The 19,625-nt window shown below is 41.7% G+C and carries 17 protein-coding genes and 1 pseudogene; 6 read left to right on the forward strand and 12 right to left on the reverse strand.

The window, feature by feature from the left end; translation table 11 throughout:
- Nucleotides 1–3: 3 nt before the first annotated feature.
- Nucleotides 4–102: pseudogene (locus F0226_RS22770) on the reverse strand (sugar dehydrogenase); the annotation flags it as partial.
- 33 nt (nt 103–135) lie between these two features.
- Between F0226_RS22770 and F0226_RS16100 the strand changes: the two are divergent.
- Nucleotides 136–474 (forward strand): helix-turn-helix domain-containing protein, encoded by a 339-nt coding sequence (locus F0226_RS16100; RefSeq protein ID WP_171736594.1) that lies wholly within the window; start codon nt 136–138, stop codon nt 472–474.
- A 42-nt stretch (nt 475–516) separates the two neighbouring features.
- Here the strand turns inward: F0226_RS16100 and F0226_RS16105 are convergent, their stop codons facing one another.
- A complete protein-coding gene (locus F0226_RS16105; RefSeq protein WP_171736595.1) occupies nt 517–1,422 on the reverse strand; it encodes a LysR family transcriptional regulator in 906 nt (301 codons plus the stop codon).
- A gap of 250 nt (nt 1,423–1,672) precedes the next feature.
- Between F0226_RS16105 and F0226_RS16110 the strand changes: the two genes are divergently transcribed.
- Nucleotides 1,673–2,392, forward strand: a complete 720-nt coding sequence (locus tag F0226_RS16110) for an SDR family oxidoreductase (protein WP_171736596.1) — start codon at nt 1,673–1,675, stop codon at nt 2,390–2,392.
- A gap of 215 nt (nt 2,393–2,607) precedes the next feature.
- Here F0226_RS16110 and F0226_RS16115 read toward each other — a convergent pair whose 3' ends face one another.
- The 3 genes from F0226_RS16115 to ompW form a co-directional block, all read right to left on the reverse strand.
- The gene (locus F0226_RS16115) at nt 2,608–3,558 is read right to left on the reverse strand and encodes a DUF2860 family protein (protein ID WP_171736597.1); all 951 of its coding nucleotides are present in this window, start codon (nt 3,556–3,558) and stop codon (nt 2,608–2,610) included.
- 188 nt (nt 3,559–3,746) lie between these two features.
- Nucleotides 3,747–5,540 (reverse strand): choice-of-anchor I family protein, encoded by a 1,794-nt coding sequence (locus tag F0226_RS16120; RefSeq protein ID WP_171736632.1) that lies wholly within the window; start codon nt 5,538–5,540, stop codon nt 3,747–3,749.
- 277 nt (nt 5,541–5,817) lie between these two features.
- Nucleotides 5,818–6,465: an outer membrane protein OmpW gene (gene ompW / locus F0226_RS16125; protein WP_171736598.1), complete on the reverse strand. Its 648-nt coding sequence runs from the start codon at nt 6,463–6,465 to the stop codon at nt 5,818–5,820.
- A 410-nt stretch (nt 6,466–6,875) separates the two neighbouring features.
- On the opposite strand from ompW, the gene glgC reads away from it, so the two are divergent.
- The 4 genes from glgC (at nt 6,876) to F0226_RS16145 (ending at nt 10,311) form a co-directional block, all read left to right on the forward strand.
- Nucleotides 6,876–8,096, forward strand: a complete 1,221-nt coding sequence (gene glgC / locus F0226_RS16130) for a glucose-1-phosphate adenylyltransferase (protein WP_171736599.1) — start codon at nt 6,876–6,878, stop codon at nt 8,094–8,096.
- Between the two features lie 589 nt (nt 8,097–8,685).
- Complete coding sequence (gene raiA, locus F0226_RS16135; protein WP_171736600.1) at nt 8,686–9,042, forward strand: ribosome-associated translation inhibitor RaiA; 357 nt, start codon at nt 8,686–8,688, stop codon at nt 9,040–9,042.
- A 252-nt stretch (nt 9,043–9,294) separates the two neighbouring features.
- A complete protein-coding gene (locus F0226_RS16140; RefSeq protein ID WP_171736633.1) occupies nt 9,295–9,450 on the forward strand; it encodes a DUF3012 domain-containing protein in 156 nt (51 codons plus the stop codon).
- Nucleotides 9,451–9,522: 72 nt separating this feature from the next.
- Nucleotides 9,523–10,311 (forward strand): HAD-IIB family hydrolase, encoded by a 789-nt coding sequence (locus F0226_RS16145; protein ID WP_171736601.1) that lies wholly within the window; start codon nt 9,523–9,525, stop codon nt 10,309–10,311.
- Between the two features lie 170 nt (nt 10,312–10,481).
- On the opposite strand, the gene phnE (F0226_RS16150) is transcribed toward F0226_RS16145, so the two are convergent.
- The 7 genes from phnE (F0226_RS16150) to F0226_RS16180 all read right to left on the reverse strand — a co-directional run bounded on the left by phnE (F0226_RS16150) (nt 10,482) and on the right by F0226_RS16180 (nt 19,317).
- On the reverse strand, nt 10,482–11,285 hold the full coding sequence (gene phnE, locus F0226_RS16150) for a phosphonate ABC transporter, permease protein PhnE (protein WP_171736602.1): 804 nt from the start codon (nt 11,283–11,285) through the stop codon (nt 10,482–10,484).
- Nucleotides 11,285–12,121, reverse strand: coding sequence for a phosphonate ABC transporter, permease protein PhnE (gene phnE, locus F0226_RS16155; protein WP_171736603.1), 837 nt, complete (start codon nt 12,119–12,121; stop codon nt 11,285–11,287). The genes phnE (F0226_RS16150) and phnE (F0226_RS16155) overlap by 1 nt, the downstream gene beginning before the upstream one ends.
- On the reverse strand, nt 12,109–12,879 hold the full coding sequence (gene phnC / locus F0226_RS16160; protein ID WP_171736604.1) for a phosphonate ABC transporter ATP-binding protein: 771 nt from the start codon (nt 12,877–12,879) through the stop codon (nt 12,109–12,111). The genes phnE (F0226_RS16155) and phnC overlap by 13 nt, the downstream gene beginning before the upstream one ends.
- Nucleotides 12,880–13,097: 218 nt before the next feature.
- A complete protein-coding gene (gene phnD / locus F0226_RS16165; protein WP_171736605.1) occupies nt 13,098–14,138 on the reverse strand; it encodes a phosphate/phosphite/phosphonate ABC transporter substrate-binding protein in 1,041 nt (346 codons plus the stop codon).
- Between the two features lie 287 nt (nt 14,139–14,425).
- Nucleotides 14,426–15,646 (reverse strand): glycerophosphodiester phosphodiesterase family protein, encoded by a 1,221-nt coding sequence (locus F0226_RS16170; protein ID WP_171736606.1) that lies wholly within the window; start codon nt 15,644–15,646, stop codon nt 14,426–14,428.
- A gap of 330 nt (nt 15,647–15,976) precedes the next feature.
- Entirely contained in the window at nt 15,977–17,347 is a 1,371-nt protein-coding gene (locus F0226_RS16175; protein WP_171736607.1) for a sigma-54 dependent transcriptional regulator, read from the reverse strand.
- The gene (locus tag F0226_RS16180; protein ID WP_171736608.1) at nt 17,344–19,317 is read right to left on the reverse strand and encodes an ATP-binding protein; all 1,974 of its coding nucleotides are present in this window, start codon (nt 19,315–19,317) and stop codon (nt 17,344–17,346) included. The genes F0226_RS16175 and F0226_RS16180 overlap by 4 nt, the downstream gene beginning before the upstream one ends.
- Nucleotides 19,318–19,625: the final 308 nt, after the last annotated feature.

Consider the following 19,625-nt stretch of genomic DNA (forward strand, 5'->3'; position numbering starts at 1 on the left):
ATCTGCAATACCCTTTTTAGTGAAGTTCATTTTGTTATCTCCTAAGTCATGTGAACGTGGTAATCTTAGGCTCTGAACTAACACTATGAATAGTAAGTACAAATCGGTTAGGTAGGTACTTATTGGTACATCTTTATGAAAAATCAGGAAAACTTTTTTTCAAGAAAATCAGCACCAGAGCGTTCCGCTCGCATGGTAGAAACCATCTACGGGTGTAAATGGTCGCTAACGGTTTACCAATTACTGGCGAATGGTATTAATCGCCCGGGTGAAATGGTGCGCTCGGTCGAAGGGTTATCGACCAAGGTACTGAATGAATGTTTGAAGCGAAATGTTGAGTTCGGGATTTTAGATAAACAAATGTTCAACGAACTCCCACCAAGAGTTGAGTATCATGTAACACCCTTTGGTGAGAAGTTTTTACTGATTCTGGATCAACTGGAAAGCCTGCAAAACGAAATCGACGAGATGTAAGCTAAAGCTTAAACAGCTATTAGTCGACACCAGCAAATACGCTTAGCTGACTGGCATTTTTTCAAAGCGACCTTTAACGAAATCAATGAAGGTTCGAATTCGACTTGGTTGATAGCGGTCTCGATGGTAGATCGCTGAAAAATCCACTTTAGGCACCACCCACTCATCAAACACTTGCACCAACTGCCCGTCATTCAGTTCTTGTAAACAATAGATGGTTGGAACACGAATAATCCCGTTGCCCGATTTCGCGCCCTGCACCAACACTCGCCCATTTTTACATTGCAGCCTGCCCGTCACATGCACATCGACCGTTTTCTTAGTATCATCCACAGCTTGAAAGCTCCACTTGCGCACTGAGCCCGTTAAGCAGTCATGATGGATCAGATCTTTAGGATGATTAGGCTTTCCTTTACGAGCGAAATACTCAGGGCTTGCGAGTGTTCCCATCTCAATGTCCAAAAGCTTTCTTGCGATAAATCCTGCATCTTCTAAGCTCCCCATCCGAAAAGCGATATCAAACGCGTCTTCAATAAGATCGACTCGGTTACTGCTGAAATCAAGGCTTATGCTGATGTCTGGGTAGAGCTGCATGAACTCATTGATCAGATCAGCGATGATCACCTCACCCAAATAACCACCGACACAGTTTACTTTTATGTCACCGCGCACTTCTTCGACATCGTCCACAGCAGCAATCAGAGCTTGGTCTATATTATCTAAGGCTTGCTCGCATCTCGCGTACAGATCTTGCCCTGCGTGAGTCAGCCTTAAGGTTCGAGTGGTGCGGATAAACAGCGTCACACCCATCTGTTTTTCTAGGCTACTCACTTGACGTGATACGTGGGAGCGCGAGACATCAAGCTCCTCTGCCGCTTTAGTGAAGTTACCTAAGCGAGCGATAAGCACGAAAGAACGAATATCAGATAGGTTAATTTGATTGAGCATAGTCGCCAGCTTACTTGTGAAATTTAAAGATGATGAAGCTCTAGAGTTATGACGCTATAAAGCTATAAAGTGAACGCACTTATTGTTGCACCACGGCAACAGTGTTTCAAGTAAAGCGCTATATATCAACAATGCTATTTTCCTTAATATACCTCCATCGCAACGAAGCAAGGCAACAAGCACTTGATTCGAATGCACTTAAACAATACGTCGTAGCCAACCGACGCAATAAAAGTACAGAGGAAATAAAATGAAAAAACTAATCGTAATTACAGGTGCAAGCTCTGGTATTGGTGAAGCAATCGCTCGTCGTCTAAGCGATGAAGGTCACCCTCTGCTACTTTTAGCTCGTCGTGTTGACCGCCTTGAAGCGCTTAACCTACCAAACTCTCTATCAGTAAAAGTAGACGTAACAGACAAAGCGTCTTTTGATGCGGCAATCGCACAAGGTGAAGAGAAATTTGGTCCTGTAGACGCACTTATCAACAACGCTGGTGCAATGCTTCTTGGTCAAATCGATACGCAAGACGCGCAAGAGTGGAAGACAATGTTCGAAGTGAACGTAATTGGTCTTCTAAACGGCATGCAATCTGTACTTGCTCCAATGATGGAACGCAACACAGGTACTATCATCAACATCAGCTCTATCGCGGGTAAGAAAACTTTCCCAAGCCACGCTGCTTACTGTGGTACTAAGTTCGCGGTACACGCTATCTCTGAGAACGTTCGTGAAGAAGTTGCTGCTTCAAATGTTCGTGTTACGACTATCGCACCGGGTGCTGTAGAAACTGAGCTTCTGTCTCACACTACATCTCAAGAGATCAAAGATGGTTACGATTCTTGGAAAGAAGATATGGGCGGCGTATTGGCAGCTGACGATATTGCTCGCGCGGTATCTTTCGCTTACCAACAACCACAGAACGTATGTATCCGTGAAATTGCTCTAGCGCCAACTAAGCAACAGCCATAGTCTGCTAACTCAATTCAGTGAGTTAATGGGTATATTCTATTGAGCGGGTTACTTGGTTAATCGGTTAATCGGTTAATCAAGTAATGCGCTAAATAGAGACCTAAATCAAAAGCCGCCACCGTTCAAACTAGAACTATTTGAACGGTGGCGGCTTTTTTGTATCTCTAATCGATACATTGAAATGGTATTCAGACCTATCGATTTAATAGGATGAATTAGAAGTCGTAAGTTAAGCCAACCATAACTTGGTATTCACTGTTGTCGTAAAAATCGATATTTGATGAAATCGATTCATAGCTGACAAGACCGAGGAAAGTGACATCTTCCCAATCCATAAATTCTTCATATTGGTACATTGCTGTCACGCCGTAGCCAGTATCATCTTGAGTTTTACCAAATTCAGTATTACGACCGTCGTAAGCCGTATTGCTGTATTCACCACCTAAGGAAATCGCGTGTTGACCCATTTGCTTCATATATTCTAAGCCCAAGCCGTATGATGAATATGACATTGCATCACCATCAGCAGAGAAAGAAGCGTAAGTAACAGAAGGCGTTAAAGCTGAAGTTTCATTTAAAAAGTGAGTGTAAAACAGTGTGCCAGAGAAACCAGAACCACTACGTTCTAAAGCTTTATCACTTAGTTCTTGATCAATATCTTTTGTGAAGTACAAACCATCAAAAGCAAAGTTCGAACCTAAGATGTCTTCTGCTTGTAAACGAAAAGCAGATTCAGATGAGTCTGTCACTTCACGTTTTGTGTTCCATGCATATGGGTTAGACCATACTTCTTCATTCATTAACCCAAGAATGTAAGAAACATCAACAACAGTCCCACCACGTAACTCATACGCGTAACCTAACTCCATCGCTAAATCACTATTAATCAGCTCTTCATTATGAGTGCCCGCATAAGCTTTTTGGTGCGAATCTTGTCCGAAAACATATTCCAATTTTACAATCGGCTCAATACTGATTTCACTTTCAGAAGAAGCAGATACCGTGCTTGGAACGATTTCATTACCATCAGTGCTTAAGTTATTACTTTCAGAAAAAATACCTGTACCTAGACCAACACTCCCAGAAAAACCAGGTTCTCCTAGCTCTGCATAAGATGTGTGAGATAAAAGAAGAGTAGCCGTAATAACCGACAATTTGGTTTTCATACATATTCCTAATGGTTAATTTATGGAATATCATACCCATAATATGTGGAAAAAATGTAGAGTGATAATTTCTTATTCGCATGTAAGTGAAACTAAAAAAGGCAACTCATAAAAATGAATTGCCTTTTCGTGGTGGTGACATTTCTTTGATGTTTAAGTCACTATTCGCTCCAACTGAAAACTTTCAATCAAAAATCAATTCGGAAGATCGAGGTCGTTCCGCTCACTTCGTTACCAGCAGCGATAAAATGTTCGCCAGATCGTGAAAAGTATTTAATCGATTCAGGTCCTAAGTCACCCGCTTGAGGGTTATAGATACCATTACTGCATTCCCCTTCTTCGTCGACCTGGGTACAAACGGGTTCATCAAAGTTTCGATTATTCACATAAGTAATAAAACGAGATTCAGCTGGTTCTGTCACATCATAAACCATGATGCCACCTTGGCGTTCTAACCCAATGAATGCGTACTGTCGACCATTAATGTTTGCAACTTCAATCGCTTCAGGTTCAGCGCCTTTATCATCACTTCGATCATCGGCGCTGGTATTATTATCATTCGTGCTATTGAAATTATCGGGATGACTGTTAAGTGTTATACGAGCAAAGTCATCACCGCTATCAAAAATTCGTTGTCCAGATTCATCCCAAATTGAAAAAGATCGGCTGCCAAACGCTTGAACTTTTTCATTCGCACCGAGTGTGCCTTGCGGCTTGATGACTTTTAATCGAGCCAGTTGTGTTTTATCTTGCAGTGCTTCCGCTAAAGGATGGTTTGCATCTACTTTGAGCTTTTTACCTCGGACTTCATCAACATAAGCGATACAGAAGTCCTCTATTGTTGTGTACTCAAACATGCCTTGGTTGTCGTCGCCATCCCATTTATAGCCTTTTTCTTCACACTGCTTTTGCGTGGTTTCAATACCATATTCACGACCATCACCTTCATTCGCAGTCATGATATATGTGTCACCATTCACGCTGTAGCTAGTGATGCTATCTGGCATATAAAGCCCTTCTAGCATTGAGTAGCCTTGAAAATTGCCAAGCTTTTCATCTTTATTAGAGGCGTCTAATTTCGAATCTTCCCAAGACTTACCACCAAGGCCGAAAATATTATCGATACTGGCTGGCGCGACATCAATAGCAGCAAGGGCATTGTTTTCTTGCAATGCAACATACAGCTTCCCGTTGTCACCAAACGTGAGATATTCCGGTTCTAAGTCTTGAGCAACTGTGGCAGTTGGCGCTGATACTCTAACCTTGTTGGTTAACTCTGAATGACGAGATTCACCAGAATTAAAGGCTTTAAAATCAATTTGAGACACTTTTGCATCTAAAGGGCTATTTGCGCTCAAAGGACCATTCGCTATATCCACTAAAGTGATGCTGCCTTCAGGATCAATGGCATAGTCTGCGCTTGGCTCCCCTTCATTTGCAGCCGCAATATAGCGCCCGTCTTTTGAAAAACTCACCATATCTGGCAGTGCGCCAGCAGCGTAAGTGGTGATTAGCTCTAGGGTGTCGGAACGATAAAGCGCAATGATGCCGTTTTGTTGCTTTTTCAAATTTTCGATGGCTACCGCTACCAGTCCGTTGTTAGCAGAAACACTGTTTGCTGCACCAATCTCAATACCTGAATGTCGCGCTGCTGACTGCAGATCTATTTGCCCTGAAGAAGTTGGTTTAGTCGAGGAATCTAGCTCAAGAACATCAATAATCTTAGCTTGAGCATTTACAACATAAAGTTTGTCGGTACAAGAATCATAACTAACAATTTCGGCGGCTGAAGTCGCAAAAGGTGCTTGAGCGATAGCACGCCCAACAAGAGTGATGCCCGTTAATTCCGCGTTACTAACGGTTGGCAGCTGCTTTTCTACACATTGAATACCAAAAGAATCACTAGCAGAAAAAGAGCTGACCGTTTGGCTAATATCTGACGTGCTATTTTGACTACAACCAAATAATACCGACGTCGCCATTGCTGGGGCCAACAAAGCAAACTTGTTTAACTTATTATTTCTCAGCTTAAAAGCGTTACGATTCATAAATCCTCCATAATTTGAGGGAGGGATACTAAAGGCGAGATATGACAGTAATACTTCTATTATATTAACAAAGCATGACCAATCTGGATCTCGTATGGTTTCCAGACACAAAAAAGCCTGAGCACGAAAGCGAACTCAGGCTATTATTTTATTCGTTAGAATACTCAAACATTCATGAGTACAAACTAGCTAGCGAATGGAATCATCTCGCTTAGAATTGATAACCACCACCAATCATAAACACCCATGGGTCGATAGTGACATCTGTTGAGTAAGTGGTTGGTCCAGCTTTGTACGTCGCCGTTGTATCTATATCTGCATACCAAACCGATGCGTTAAGAAACCAATCATCATTCAACATGTAGTCAGCACCAATGTTCGCAGCCAAGCCCCAAGAATCATCCAAAGAAAGGTCACTCAACCCTGCATTCTTACCAGTGCTGTTTAGCTCTTCATCAAAAAATACTGTGTAGTTAATACCTGCACCAACATAAGGGCGGAAATCGCTGTCTGCATCACCAAAATAGTACTGAAGCATGAATGTTGGCGGTAAGTGTTTAGTATCTGCAATATCACCTAAACCACCATGGTTTGTTGAAATTGTATGCGAGAAAGGTGTGGCAGCTAGCACTTCAAAGCTGATGTTATCAGTGATCATATAACCGATAGTTAAACCAAGCTGAGTATCAGAATCTACGCCAAATTTTGAGCCCGATGTATTAAGCACATCACCACTGCTGTCGTTAGGAGAAACCATTGCCGCACCTGCGCGAATAATGATGTCACCTTCTTTATGAGCAAGTACATTGGTTGACATTAGGGCTGTTAAAATAGCTAAACCACATACTGTTTTTTTCATTAATATTTCCTTTTGTAGGGCTTTCTTTTTATTAGTGAATGAAGAATCATTTCTTAATTTGCGTGCAAGGTAACACCACAATACCCCTACTTTTTTGATGGAAATCAATTTGTGAAATCTATTAATCAAGCATTTACATTTATATCGAGCCGATCACCTTATAAGCCATTTTTATTGACAACTTTGTAATGCAACTTTTATGTGCATCAGTTCCGTATATGGTTATTTTTCGCTGTACTTTGACCGGTAAAATCACCAAAAGTAAGCAAGTGCCCGATTGCGTGCCACTATTTGGTGCAACTCTTATCTCTACTAAGATCTTATCTATAATATTCAAATAGTTAGTTTTGGCTTGATGTTTGCTAATTATAAGTAACTAATTAAAAACATAACGTATAGAGGCTCTGATTATGCAAGATACATTAACCATTGTATTAGCAGGCGGTGTTGGCTCTCGCCTTTCACCACTTACGGACAACCGAGCGAAGCCTGCCGTTCCTTTTGGTGGAAAATATCGAATTATTGATTTCACCTTAGCGAACTGCTTGCATTCAGGGCTTCGTCAGATCTTAGTGTTAACCCAATATAAATCGCACTCTTTGCAGAAGCATTTACGTGATGGATGGTCTGTATTGAACCCAGAGCTGGGGGAGTTTATAACGAATGTACCGCCACAAATGAGAACAGGTGACAGCTGGTACAGCGGTACTGCCGATGCGATTTATCAAAACTTATATTTACTCTCTCGTAGCGATGCAAAACATGTTGTCGTCCTTTCTGGCGACCATATCTATCGTATGGATTACGCCCCAATGCTCGCACAACATAAGCATTCCAAAGCCGACTTAACCGTGGCATGTATGGAAGTGTCTATTGATGAAGCCAAAGAGTTTGGCGTAATGGAAATAGACGACGCACAACAAATTAAGAATTTTTCAGAAAAGCCCAATTACCCAGCTTGTGTACCAAACAAACCGACTCGCAGCCTTGCATCTATGGGGATTTATATCTTCGATAAGGAAGTGTTAATGAGAGCACTGCTTGATGATGTAGAAGACGTTAACTCCAGCCACGATTTCGGTAAAGATGTGATACCAAAGCTAGTAGATAATCAAAGAGTTTACGCTTATAAGTTTGGTGATGAAGCAGGTCGCGTCACACAAGACACTTACTGGCGAGATGTGGGTACCATTGATTCTTACTACCAAGCCAATATGGATTTATTGAAGCCAATTTCTCCTATTGATTTGTACCAACCAGATTGGGCAATTCGAACCTACGACCCTCAGCAACCACCGGCACGAACCGTTGCTTCCGTAGAAGGGAACCAAGGTATTTTCATCAACTCAATGATTGCAAATGGTGTGGTAATTGAAGGCGGTTCGGCTCAGAACTCTATCTTTTTCCCGAAAGTTAAAGTCAATAACGCCGCGATTGTGATCGATAGCATTCTCTTTGAAGAAGTAGAAATCGGTAAGAATTGTCATATCCAAAACTGCATCATTGATAAGCACGTAAAAGTGCCAGATGGCACCATAATTGGTATTGATAACAAAGCCGACGCGAGGCGATTCCACATTTCAAAAAATGGTGTGATTGTCGTTCCATCTTTTTATGAGTTTGACTCTTAGAGTTTCAATTGGAGTGGAATGACTACAGAAAGCTAGCGAAAGATCTCTATTCCTAACTCAAATCATTCGCATCACTTCCAGATAAGAATAAGGGCAGAAAGCTACCTTTATTCAATCGGCTAACTGCGCTTAATTAGACAACCAGCACTTAATTAGACAACCTCAGGTAGCTCAATCACTTGGTGCGCAACCCCTCTAAAAGCAAAATAAAGCCACTACATGACTAGCAGATAACTTAACGCCTGCTAACCTTAAAATCTAACAGAGTTTTAAATGAACAAATCACCCACTAACAGAGGACGCTAAAGGTTAGGAAGTAAGACAAAATTAATGCCAGCAAAGGGGCGGAATCTTACAAAAAGCGTATTAAGAATAAGAAGAGAGACAATAAAATTTAGAATGGAGTTTTTTTGCGCAGTCATCGATTTGTCGAAACATAATATGCGCGCTAGTTACCCCATATTCAAGGGGCTCAATAGAGATTATTTGATAACATGGAAGTCAATCACACATGTGTGAATACCTTCTTGGTCAAATTACCGCATCTTTGCTACGTTTAGGTTACACAGTCATTGGAAAGGTATGATTTATGAAAGTAAACGTTCAAACACATCACGTATCAATTAACGACGACTCACGAAAAGAAATCGAAGGTAAGTTCGATAAAATAGCTAACCACTTTCCACAATTGATCAGTTGCGACATTATTATTACGAAAGAACACAACCGACATCAGGTAGAAGTGTTCACAAACTACGAAGGTGTTCGAGTTTCAGCAAAATCAACTGACGATGTAATGTATCCAGCAATCGCTGCTTCACTGAAAAAACTTGAAGCGGGACTAAGCAACCGAAAAGGGCAATTAAAATCTGATTTACACGAGAAGCCAACTAGCACAAAACCAGAAATAGCTTCAGACATCATCCAAGAGATGAAACTCGTTTAAACAGTATTGTTATAGATTCTAAGGGCCAGCATTTTGCTGGCCTTTTTCGTTGTGGCTCCGAGCTAAGATAATCCAATAATCCAATAATCCAATAATCCAATAATCCAATAATCCATCTTAAAATTAGTAACATCTAAACACGTAATACTAAAAATGCGATTTTATTAAAATCAAACACTCAAATCTCACTTGGGTCTTTCCAAATAAGTTTGTAATATCAACGACTCTTATCAATAAAATATGGATGTTATGATGAAAAAATTCGCTTTAGTAATCTTTCTTGCTTCTCAACTGATGGCTTGTACAGAAGTGGGTAGCGAAGCTTGGTGCCAAGATATGAAAGACAAACCAAAAGGTGACTGGACAACTAATGAAGCCACCGACTTCGCCAAGCATTGCATCTTCTAAACCAAACCTTTTGATAATAGCGCCTTAATTACATTAACGGGCTTAAGCATGAAAGTAGGCAGGAAAGTAAGTATGGAAGAACAACTTCACGCACAGTGGAAAGACATCAACTGGGTATTCACCGATGTCGATGACACCCTAACCTGGCAAGGCGCTTTACCACCTGAGACATTAATTGCGCTTCAGAAGCTGCGAGACAACGGAATTAAAGTCGTCGCGGTAACAGGGGCGTGTGCAGGCTGGTGTGATCACATCGCGCAGCTTTGGCCTGTTGATGCGGTACTTGGAGAAAATGGGGCTTTTTTACTTAAAAAGGAATCAGGTTCACTGAAGATAAGCACTAACCTTCCACTCACCGATATCAGAGCAAACCAAGCTAAGCTGAAACAACAAATTGAAGCTATTCTTACCCACTACCCAGAGCTATCGCTCACATTAGATCAAGAATACCGTCTATGTGAAGTGGCGATTGATATTGGGCAGAACTGTGAGCCTGTTGATCAAAAAATAGTACAAGCGGTACTGAAAGAAATCCATGCATTAGGTGCTCACGCAACCGCCAGTTCTATTCACATTAACGCTTGGTATGGTGACCACTCCAAGAGGAATGCAGTTCATCAGTTTTTGGAAGAACAAGGATTTTCAGAAGAAGATATTCACCAGCATACCTGCTATGTGGGCGACTCTATGAATGATCAGCAGATGTTTGAATCTTTGCCTCTCACCGTTGGTGTAGCGAACATTCGGCACTATTGGGATAAGTTAGATCACCACCCTAGCCTCGTTATGTCCAAACCGGGTGGATATGGTTTTGCAGAATTTACCGAAAAGCTGCTTGCGATTAAAAAGCCTCTGACTTAAAGGCCTGATACATGCAAAGACCTCTCACTTATAAATGACCTCACACTTAAAAGATAAAGCTAGAAGCATAAAAAAACGACCACTAGGTTGACCGAAAGAACCTAGGGTCGTTTAAGCTTTAAAGTGTCACTTTAAGCTCTAAACTGTATGAATTGAATTTAACTCAATGACTAAATGAGCTTGTTACGAATATGGATTACTACGGCTTCAGCAATAATCACTACGGCAAAAATACTCACTAACACCATAGATACTTTCTGCCATTCAAATAGGTTTTGAGCATCATTAAGAATAACGCCAATGCCACCCGCTCCCACTAGCCCTAACACTGCCGACTCTCGTACATTGATATCCCAACGGAATAAAACAATAGAGTAAAAAGCTGGCATCACTTGAGGCCAATACCCTTTAAGTAAAATGCTCATCCAAGAAGCGCCTGTCGCTTTCAACGCTTCAATTGGTCCCATGTTCACTTCAGCAATGGCTTCCGCTAACAGCTTCCCTACAAAGCCGATACTGCGAATGGCAATCGCCATAATGCCTGCAAGAACACCAGGGCCAAACAGTGCAATAAACAAGAGCGCCCACACTAATGAATTCACAGAACGAGAAGACACAAGAAAGAATTGAGCAACCCAATTTAATGCTTTATTAGGCGTAATATTTGGCGCATTAAGTAACGCCAACGGAATGGCAAAAACCAAGGTAAACAAAGTACCTAACGTGGCGATATGCAAGGTTTCAATCATCGCCGCATGAATGGACTCTGGGTAGAATGCGTAATCAAGCGGCACCATGCGTTCAAACATATCTGCAAACTGGGCTGGAGCGTCATACAAGAACTCAGGAATCACTTCCACCGTCTGCCAAGACCACACAATCGCGCACACTAAGCTTAAATAAATTGCAAACCGAGCGATACGCTCATTAAACGTAAAGCGTTGCCATTCTTTATCAATCGTAGCCGTTGTCATTAGAAGACTCTCCTAACAATATTTGAAAGAAATTCACCGACAAGAATCAATGCGATTATGGTCATCAATATAGCCGCAACAAAATCGTAATCGAAACGCTGGAATGCCGAGAAAAGTGTGCCACCTAAACCGCCAGCACCGACAATTCCGACCATCGTAGAATTACGTAAATTCGAATCTAACTGGTAACTTGCAAAACCAATGAAGCGGGTAAACACTTGTGGCATAACAGCATATAGAATCACGCTAGCAAAACTTGCCCCTGTTGCTTTTATCGCTTCCACAGGCTTAAACGATATTTCCTCAATAGCTTCTGCGAACAACTTGGCGATGAAACCAATGGAAGCAAAAACCAAGGTTAGGATGCCAGCCAAAGCGCCAAAGCCTACCGCTTTCACGAATAAGATCGCGATAATCACCGGGTGAAAAGAACGACACAAAGCGATGAAGCAACGTATTGGTGTTGAAACAATTGAAGGCATCATATTCCTTGCGGCAAGCAAGCCTAAAAACAGTGAAATCACAATGCCAAAGAAGCTCGAGATGATCGCGATCTGCAAACTCTCAGCTAATCCGCTCAGCAGCAAACTGGTGCGAGAAAAATCTGGCGGGAACATCCTTGCAAGTAAGCGCTCGCTTTCGCCAAACCCAATAATAAGTCGGTCAAGCGTTAAACCTAATGTAGAAAAGCTATAAAACAGATACGCCACAATCGCAGCCATAATCGCTCTATTCGTCCACGACGTTTTGAAAGGGTTTTCCCTATTAACAGATTGGCTTGAAGAATGCGTACTTGATGAGTTCTGAACAGAACCATCTTGGGTTAATCCAGCCATGATTCACCCCCATAAATGATTTTTAGATCATCTTCTGAGATCCCTTCAGGGCTACCATCGTAGTGAACTTTACCATTACACATTCCAATGATGCGTTTCGCGTAACGTTTCGCTAAGTTCACATCATGAATGTTAACCAGGACTGGAATGTTTTTCTGCTCAGCGAAGGTTTCCATTAGCTCCATGATCTCAACCGCTGTTTTAGGGTCAAGTGAAGACGTGGGTTCATCCGCTAACAATATATATGGGTCTTGCATGACCGCACGAGCGATACCGACACGTTGTCTTTGTCCGCCAGACAAACTATCCGCTCGTTGGTTCGCGAAATCTTGTAAACCGACAAATTCGAGTAGCTCAAAGGCTTTATTTAAATCTTCAGTTGAGTAGTTTCGACGCCATGCATTCCACGCCGACATGTAACCTAAACGCCCGCTTAATACGTTTTCGATGACGGTTAAGCGCTCAACTAGATTGTATTCTTGAAACACCATGCCGATATGGCGACGCTGCATTCGAAGCGCTTGCCCTTTTAGTTGAGTAAGGTCAGCACCATCAAATATGATTTCGCCTTTGCTCGGATCATTAAGGCGGTTGATACAACGTAGAAGCGTACTTTTACCTGTGCCTGATGGACCGATAATGGCAATGATACCCGGCGCATCAATATCAATATTAATGCCTTTAAGAATCGGCTTACCTGCCACATATTCATGAAACAGGTTATTAATCTTTATTCCTTCATAGCTTGCGACAGCCATACTGCATTTCCTTGTGCAAAATTTAAGATGATCTATGCCCTACCCGTGAGGGCATAGATTTAAAATGCGCTTATCAATTGGATAAGCTAAAGAGGTAAAATGTGATTATTGTTTAGTGAAGCGTGTAACCTGTAACTAGTGAAAGCTATTCGTAAGCAGTTATTGATAAATCGTTATCTAGTAACGCTCTCCAATAACAATCACTAGTTAATGAGGCGCTACTGGCTAGCCGCTTGTTTTGCTAACGCCGCTGCTTTTTTCTTCGCACGCTTCGCTGCATCTTTCTCTGCTAGCTTCTTCAGACCCGTTTTTGTGTAAGCCGTACCGGTTGCGTGTGCAATATCACGAATGACATCCCATTCTTCTTGGTATGAAATTGGAGAGAATCGGTCTGCCCCTTTGAATGAAGAACTCATTTCTTCAGTAAAGCGGTAACTGAAGAACGCTTCTTCAATCTTCTCAACCAATTCTGGTTTTAGGTTGTAAGCATAACCAAATGCAGAGGTAGGGAAGCGGGGGCTGCGGTAAATAATTTTTAGCTCTGAATCATCAACTCGTCCTGCTGCCACCATGCGATCATAGACATCTGATGCCACGGGTGCTGCATCATAATCCCCATTGAACACGCCTAGAATTGATTGGTCGTGCTTACCTGAGTAAAGTACTTTGTAGTCTTCATCTGGCACTAAGCCTTTCGCAGGGAATAAAGCTCGTGGGGCAAGGTTACCAGAGTTGGAAGAAGCAGAAGTATGCGCAACCTTTTTGCCTTTCAAGTCAGCCATAGTATTAATACCGCTGTCTTTACGAACAATAGTGATTAAGTTATAGCCTTGGAAACCTGATTCATCACCTTTCACAGCGATTGGTACGTAACCCGCTAAGTTAACGGCATAGCCTGTAGGACCTGTAGAGAATCCAGCAACATGAAGTCGACCTGAACGCATTGCTTCAACTTGAGCTGAATTAGAGTGAACCGTGTAGTAAATAACGCGCTTACCAGTAATCTTGCTCAAGTGAGCTTGGAAATCAGCAAACGCATCTTTATACAAAGCCGGGTCTTCTACTGGTGTATAGGTAAACACAAGCGTACTTGGATCATTCCATTCATCAGGATTCTTTGGTGAGTCGGCAACCAAGTCTTGGTTTTCATCACAGTATCTATCGTCTAACACACCACGGCTAGAGCAGTCGCTTGCCATAGCCATTGATGGAAGCAGTAATGAGCTAGCGATTAACAGTCCTTTAACACTGATTTTCATATTCAAACCTTATTTTACTTATTGTTGAAAGTCGAATTCACTATTGCACCCTTCATGCCAGAAAAATAATTATTACTTTTCAATAACTTAAAATGAACAACTAAAACATCACTCTGGTATGAGTCATAAGTGTCCAAAGGTATCTAGTTAGTTTGGGTCATTTTTGTCCCTTAGTTTCCCACACAAATATCACAAACAAAAAAAGAGCCCGAAGGCTCTTTTCAAGATAACTAACCGCTTGTACTTACATCAATACTTGCAAGTAACACATGAATAGTAAATATTAATTAAGACTTACTATTCATACAGTTATCGTAGTAAGTCACGGTTGCTGGCCAATCACTGAATACACCTAGTACACCCACATCTTGCGCGAGTACATCTAGCATTTTCATCATGTCGCCATCATTGTTAATGCCTTGCTTAACCGTTTGGTAGTACCAGCCGCCACCTTGATCAAGTGGACCTGAACGCTCCAAAGTCCAAGCAATAATATCTAGATCCGCTTCTTTCGCTAACTTCGCATAGTTAGATGCGACCATTTCATTTTTGTCATTCAAATCAACCAGTGCAAATAGTGGTGGAGCAATAATATTCACGCCCGCATCACGCAGCTCTTTCATATTTTTCACTGACGCAACAAAATCCGCTTGATCATATACACGATCGTCTAAGTACACGGCTTGTTTACCAAACTTAGGCGTTTTATTTACCCAGTACTTCACGTCATCTAGGTTGAATGATTGCAAGTAAGTCTCTGATGGTTTGAAACCTGCTTCTTTTAACTCATCAACTAACTTTTGAGCATACATCTCTTGAGAGAATCCATTGAACGGCATTTCCACTGAAGCCGACTTCAGTTCAGGAGTAACCTTCACGCCATGTGCTTTAAATAGCTCAGCACTTTCAGCGTGTGTCATTAACGTCCCACTTTGGCTATATAAGTCTGTGCGCCAGCCTGGAGTGCCATTCATGTACTCTTCAACCGTTGTCGCTTTAGGATTAGCGCCATCCATTTTACCTTTCAGAGTTCTAAATTCCGCTAGAGTAAAATCTGAGGTTCGGCATTCAACTTGTGCATCTTCCCCAGTTGCAGGGTTTGCTGGTGTAAATGGCGTTGAGCATTTTTTAGCAAGCTCAGGGTGAGCCAAAACATCTGTAGTGGTGTGAAGATCACTCTGAGAGTGACGACAAACAAGCTCTTTATCTTTGGTAAACGTCACGTCACATTCAACGACACCTGCACCCATTTGAATCGCAGCTAGGTACGATTCTTTAGTGTGCTCCGGAAACTGCATAGCAGCTCCACGGTGACCAATTGAAAAATCGCTGCGATGAAAAGGTCCCTCACTACAACTCAGTAGTTTGGTTTTTAAAGGGCTCTCATCCATATTGTTGACTAAAAAGAGGGGACGAGGACCTAAGTTTGCTGACTCTTGAGCTGCCCATGCAGTCATTGAGCTTAGCCCTAGAACTAGGGCAATAGACCCCTTCAGTATTTGCTTCATGTTTGTATCTCCTTGCAAAAGCAATTTTTCTTTTACTTTCCATTATTAGACCAAATCGATATTGAACTACCGCGATACAGGTTTGCGGTAATACCAAAATTGGACTCCTGTGAACTTGCGCCACAACCATCAATTGCACGCATTGTGCCAAATACTAAAATTCTTTTATTACAATAACTTGAAGTATTAGTTAATTTATAAAGCAAATAAATGGGTCATTAATGTCTTTATGAAATTTCTATTGTTTGTGCTTCTCTTTTATCCATACTTAGCCATTAGCCATTAGCCATTAGCCATTAGCCATTAGCCATTAGCCATGATAAAAAAGCACTAAGCTTTGAAGCTGTCTTTATCTAATTGGTGTTTCTTCATTTTTCGATAAAGCGTCTTGCGAGGTAAATTCAACTTACTCGACACTTCATTTATATTGCCACCCGTCTCTATTAGGGCTTCTGTTAATACGTTTCTTTCGTATTGCTCCATCTGCTTTTCAAAAGCAAAATCTTCACCTGTGGATTCACAGATTGGTGATTGAAGATCAAAACCATCGCCAACAATACCTAAGACGAACCTATCAGCCACATTACGTAATTCACGCACGTTGCCAGGCCATTCGTGCCGACAAAGCTGTTGTATTTGCTCAGGGTAAATAGTCGAAGGTCGCGTTCTGTACTTTTGGCTGGCTTGGATGACAAAATGTCTAAACAGCACCTGAATATCTTCTTTACGCTGGCGAAGAGCGGGTAAATTTAAGCTCGCAATATTTAATCGATAGAAGAGGTCAGCCCTAAACTCACCCGTCTCACTTAGGCTTGCCAAGTCCGCTTTACTGGCCGCTACAACTACAATATCCACTGGAATTAACTCATTCCCCCCGACTCGTTCAATCATGCGTTCTTGAATGACTCGAAGTAGCTTGATCTGAACAGCAATCGGCATACTTTCGATTTCATCAAGAAATAGAGTGCCACCATTCGCTTGTTCAATTTTACCAATTCTTTTTTTGTTCGCGCTGGTGAAAGACCCAGCTTCATGCCCAAACAATTCACTTTCAATTATGCTTTCTGTCATACCACCGCAGTTTATTGCTACAAAAGGCTTGGCTTTGCGCCTGCTGAATTGGTGAAGCGCACTGGCTATCACTTCTTTACCAGTACCCGTTTCACCATTGATGATGGTATCCACACCAGTATGAGCCAAAGCCAACACTTGCTTTCGTATGGTGTCCATCGCCTTAGATTGCCCAATCACCACAGACTCAATTGGCAAGACCTCTCCTTCATCACCTTGAGACGTTTTAGGACGGCTTTGCTCGCTTTGAGCCAAAGCAAGATCGAGTTTTTCAATCAGCTCGTCGGTATTCAATGGTTTTTCCAGAAAATCGAACGCGCCCAATTTCATGGCTTCAATCGCCATTGGTATATCACCATGACCACTCATAAGCAGCACAGGCACATTTGGCGCTCTATGCTGAATGGAACTCAATAACGTTAATCCATCGACCTTTGGCATTCTCACATCACAAAGCACCACAGATTGGCTGTTCGAATTGAGTGATTTCAGCCCCACATTAGGGTCAGTGAAAGAGCTAACGTTAAAACCTTCTAGCTCTAGCATTTCACTCATGGCTTCAACCACGTCCACTTCGTCGTCAATAAGAACAATATGCTTTTCAAAAACGGTATGTTTTTCAGATGTCATGAGTCTGTGCCTTTTTGAAGTATGACAATAAATTCGGAGCCTTGGTGTTCAACCGATTTAACATGTATTGAACCACCAAAATCTTTAATGATGTTGTATGCAATAGATAAACCCAGCCCAAGCCCTTTTCCCGATGCTTTACGCGAATAAAATGGATCAAAAAGGTGTGGTAAATCTTCTTTAGGAATGCCCAGCCCATTATCTTTGACTACAATTTCCACCGATGTTCGTGTTTCTTCTGTTGAGATAATGATGCTAGGAGCGTCTCGTTTCTCAACGGCATCTAAAGCATTACTGATCAGATTAACCAGCACTTGCTCAAGCCGGATACTGTTGGCTTTCACCCAAAAAATGCCAGTGCTGTCATACACAATCGGGACATTATTTTGTCGAGTTTCAAAGAGCTCAATAGCATCACCAATCACTTGTTCAAGCTCGACATTTTGAATCTTCCCATCGCTTTTTCTTGAAAATGCTTTTAAGTGACGAGTAATTGCAGACACTTTTTCCAGTAACCCTTCAATTTTTTGTAGATTAAGTACAACCTTGTCTTCACGACCTTTATCCAACCAGAGCTGAGCACTGCGAACGTGGCTATTAACAGCAGTGAGGGGTTGATTTATCTCATGGGTGATCCCAACACTCAATTGACCTAAAGCGGCTAACTTACCCGCTTGAACTAGCTCATCTTGCGTAATTCTCAGCTTAGCTTCCGCGATGGTTCGCTCCTCCACTTCGGCTTCTAACTTACGATTAGTTTGTTTCACGGCTTTCGCCGTCATTTGAAATACCTTTAAGTACTTCGCCATTTGGGTAACTTCATCTTTACCCCTGATGGATACTTCAGTGTCTAAATGCCCCGTTGAGATAGCGAACATGTTGTCTTTTAACTGTAAGAGTCGCTCTAAAATACTTTTTCGCACGTAAAACCAAGAAATAGCGGCGGCAGCCAAAATACTAAATAAAGAGAGAAATAAAGAAAGCTGCTGATTAGATTGAAGGGAAAGCTGAGCTTCATTAATTGACTGATCAATATTACGGTTAACGGTACTGGTGTTACGTTCAATTTGCACCGTCAATTGATTAAGATACTCACGGCTATTTTGCAAAAAGTATTGTTCTTGGTAGCGATAATCCAAAGCTTTGTTCTTAAGTTCGTACAAACTGCTCGAACTTGAAGCTAAGTCGTATATAACAGTAAGTTGATGATCAAGTACCGGAAAGTCACTTCTCAGATCGCCATTCACCCATAATGCCCACCACTCCTCGCCCACCTGTTCAAGGCGATAACTGGTGTAATCGAGCTCGTTAAAACTTGAGTCGTTATACAGCTTTTCCACCAGACCTAACTGGTAATAGAGCAGGGATTTTAACTGGGTGTATTGAATGTCTTCTTTACGGGCGTCCGGCAAATTATCCAGCGAGTCGCTTGCCTGTTGCAACAGCGGGTAAAAGCCTTCAAGTAAGTTACGTAACTCTTTATTCAACACTTCCAGTTCAATTTCACTTTGGTAAAGTAAACTCAAACTGTGGTCAACTTGAGCGATAAGATCTTTAAAATAGGCGTGATAATCAGGAAAGTTCACCATAATGCCATCCATGACTTGAATTGCGATCTCAATATCTTGCATGGCTTGCTTACGTTCAATATTGGATTCCGCATCTCCAAGTTGAGATGAAGTCGAAATGATCACTCTCACCATGTCATTTAAACGAGCAGCTTGTTCCAAAGCGGGGATCTCACTTTCTTTCAACTCGACTAAACGCTGGTTCAAATCTTTAAACGTAAAGGACGAAACGACGGATAAAAAGATGGTAGTCAAAGAAAGCATTGCCAAAGCCAGTACTAACCTGTGACCAATGCCTTTCCAACCCAACCATTTTCTACGAGGGATCTGAACAGTAAAGGGCGATGGGAAACGAGGAATACGTTTTAAGCCAACGTTCGACGGGTTAAATTGACTGTTCACTTACGCCACCTTGATTGAACGTTTGACTGCCTACGACAATATAAAATGCCACGCAACAAGAGCGGCAAACGATAACTACCAAGCATCAAAACACCGACAGAAATTAACATTTGATATAAAACACTATAACAATTTATTTATAAAGGGCTCTGCGCTGTTTTTGCGATAGCAGAAAGTGACGCCACCGACAGAACCTTTATTAGTATCAATGACTATAAATTTTTATTTCATTTATTTTCAGAGAGATATTGCACGATTAGTGGTGAAAGTTTGTACTCAATCAAGCTTTGTATAAGAAAGTAAGAACA

Source organism: Vibrio sp. 99-70-13A1, assembly GCF_013114625.1.
Taxonomy (GTDB): domain Bacteria; phylum Pseudomonadota; class Gammaproteobacteria; order Enterobacterales; family Vibrionaceae; genus Vibrio.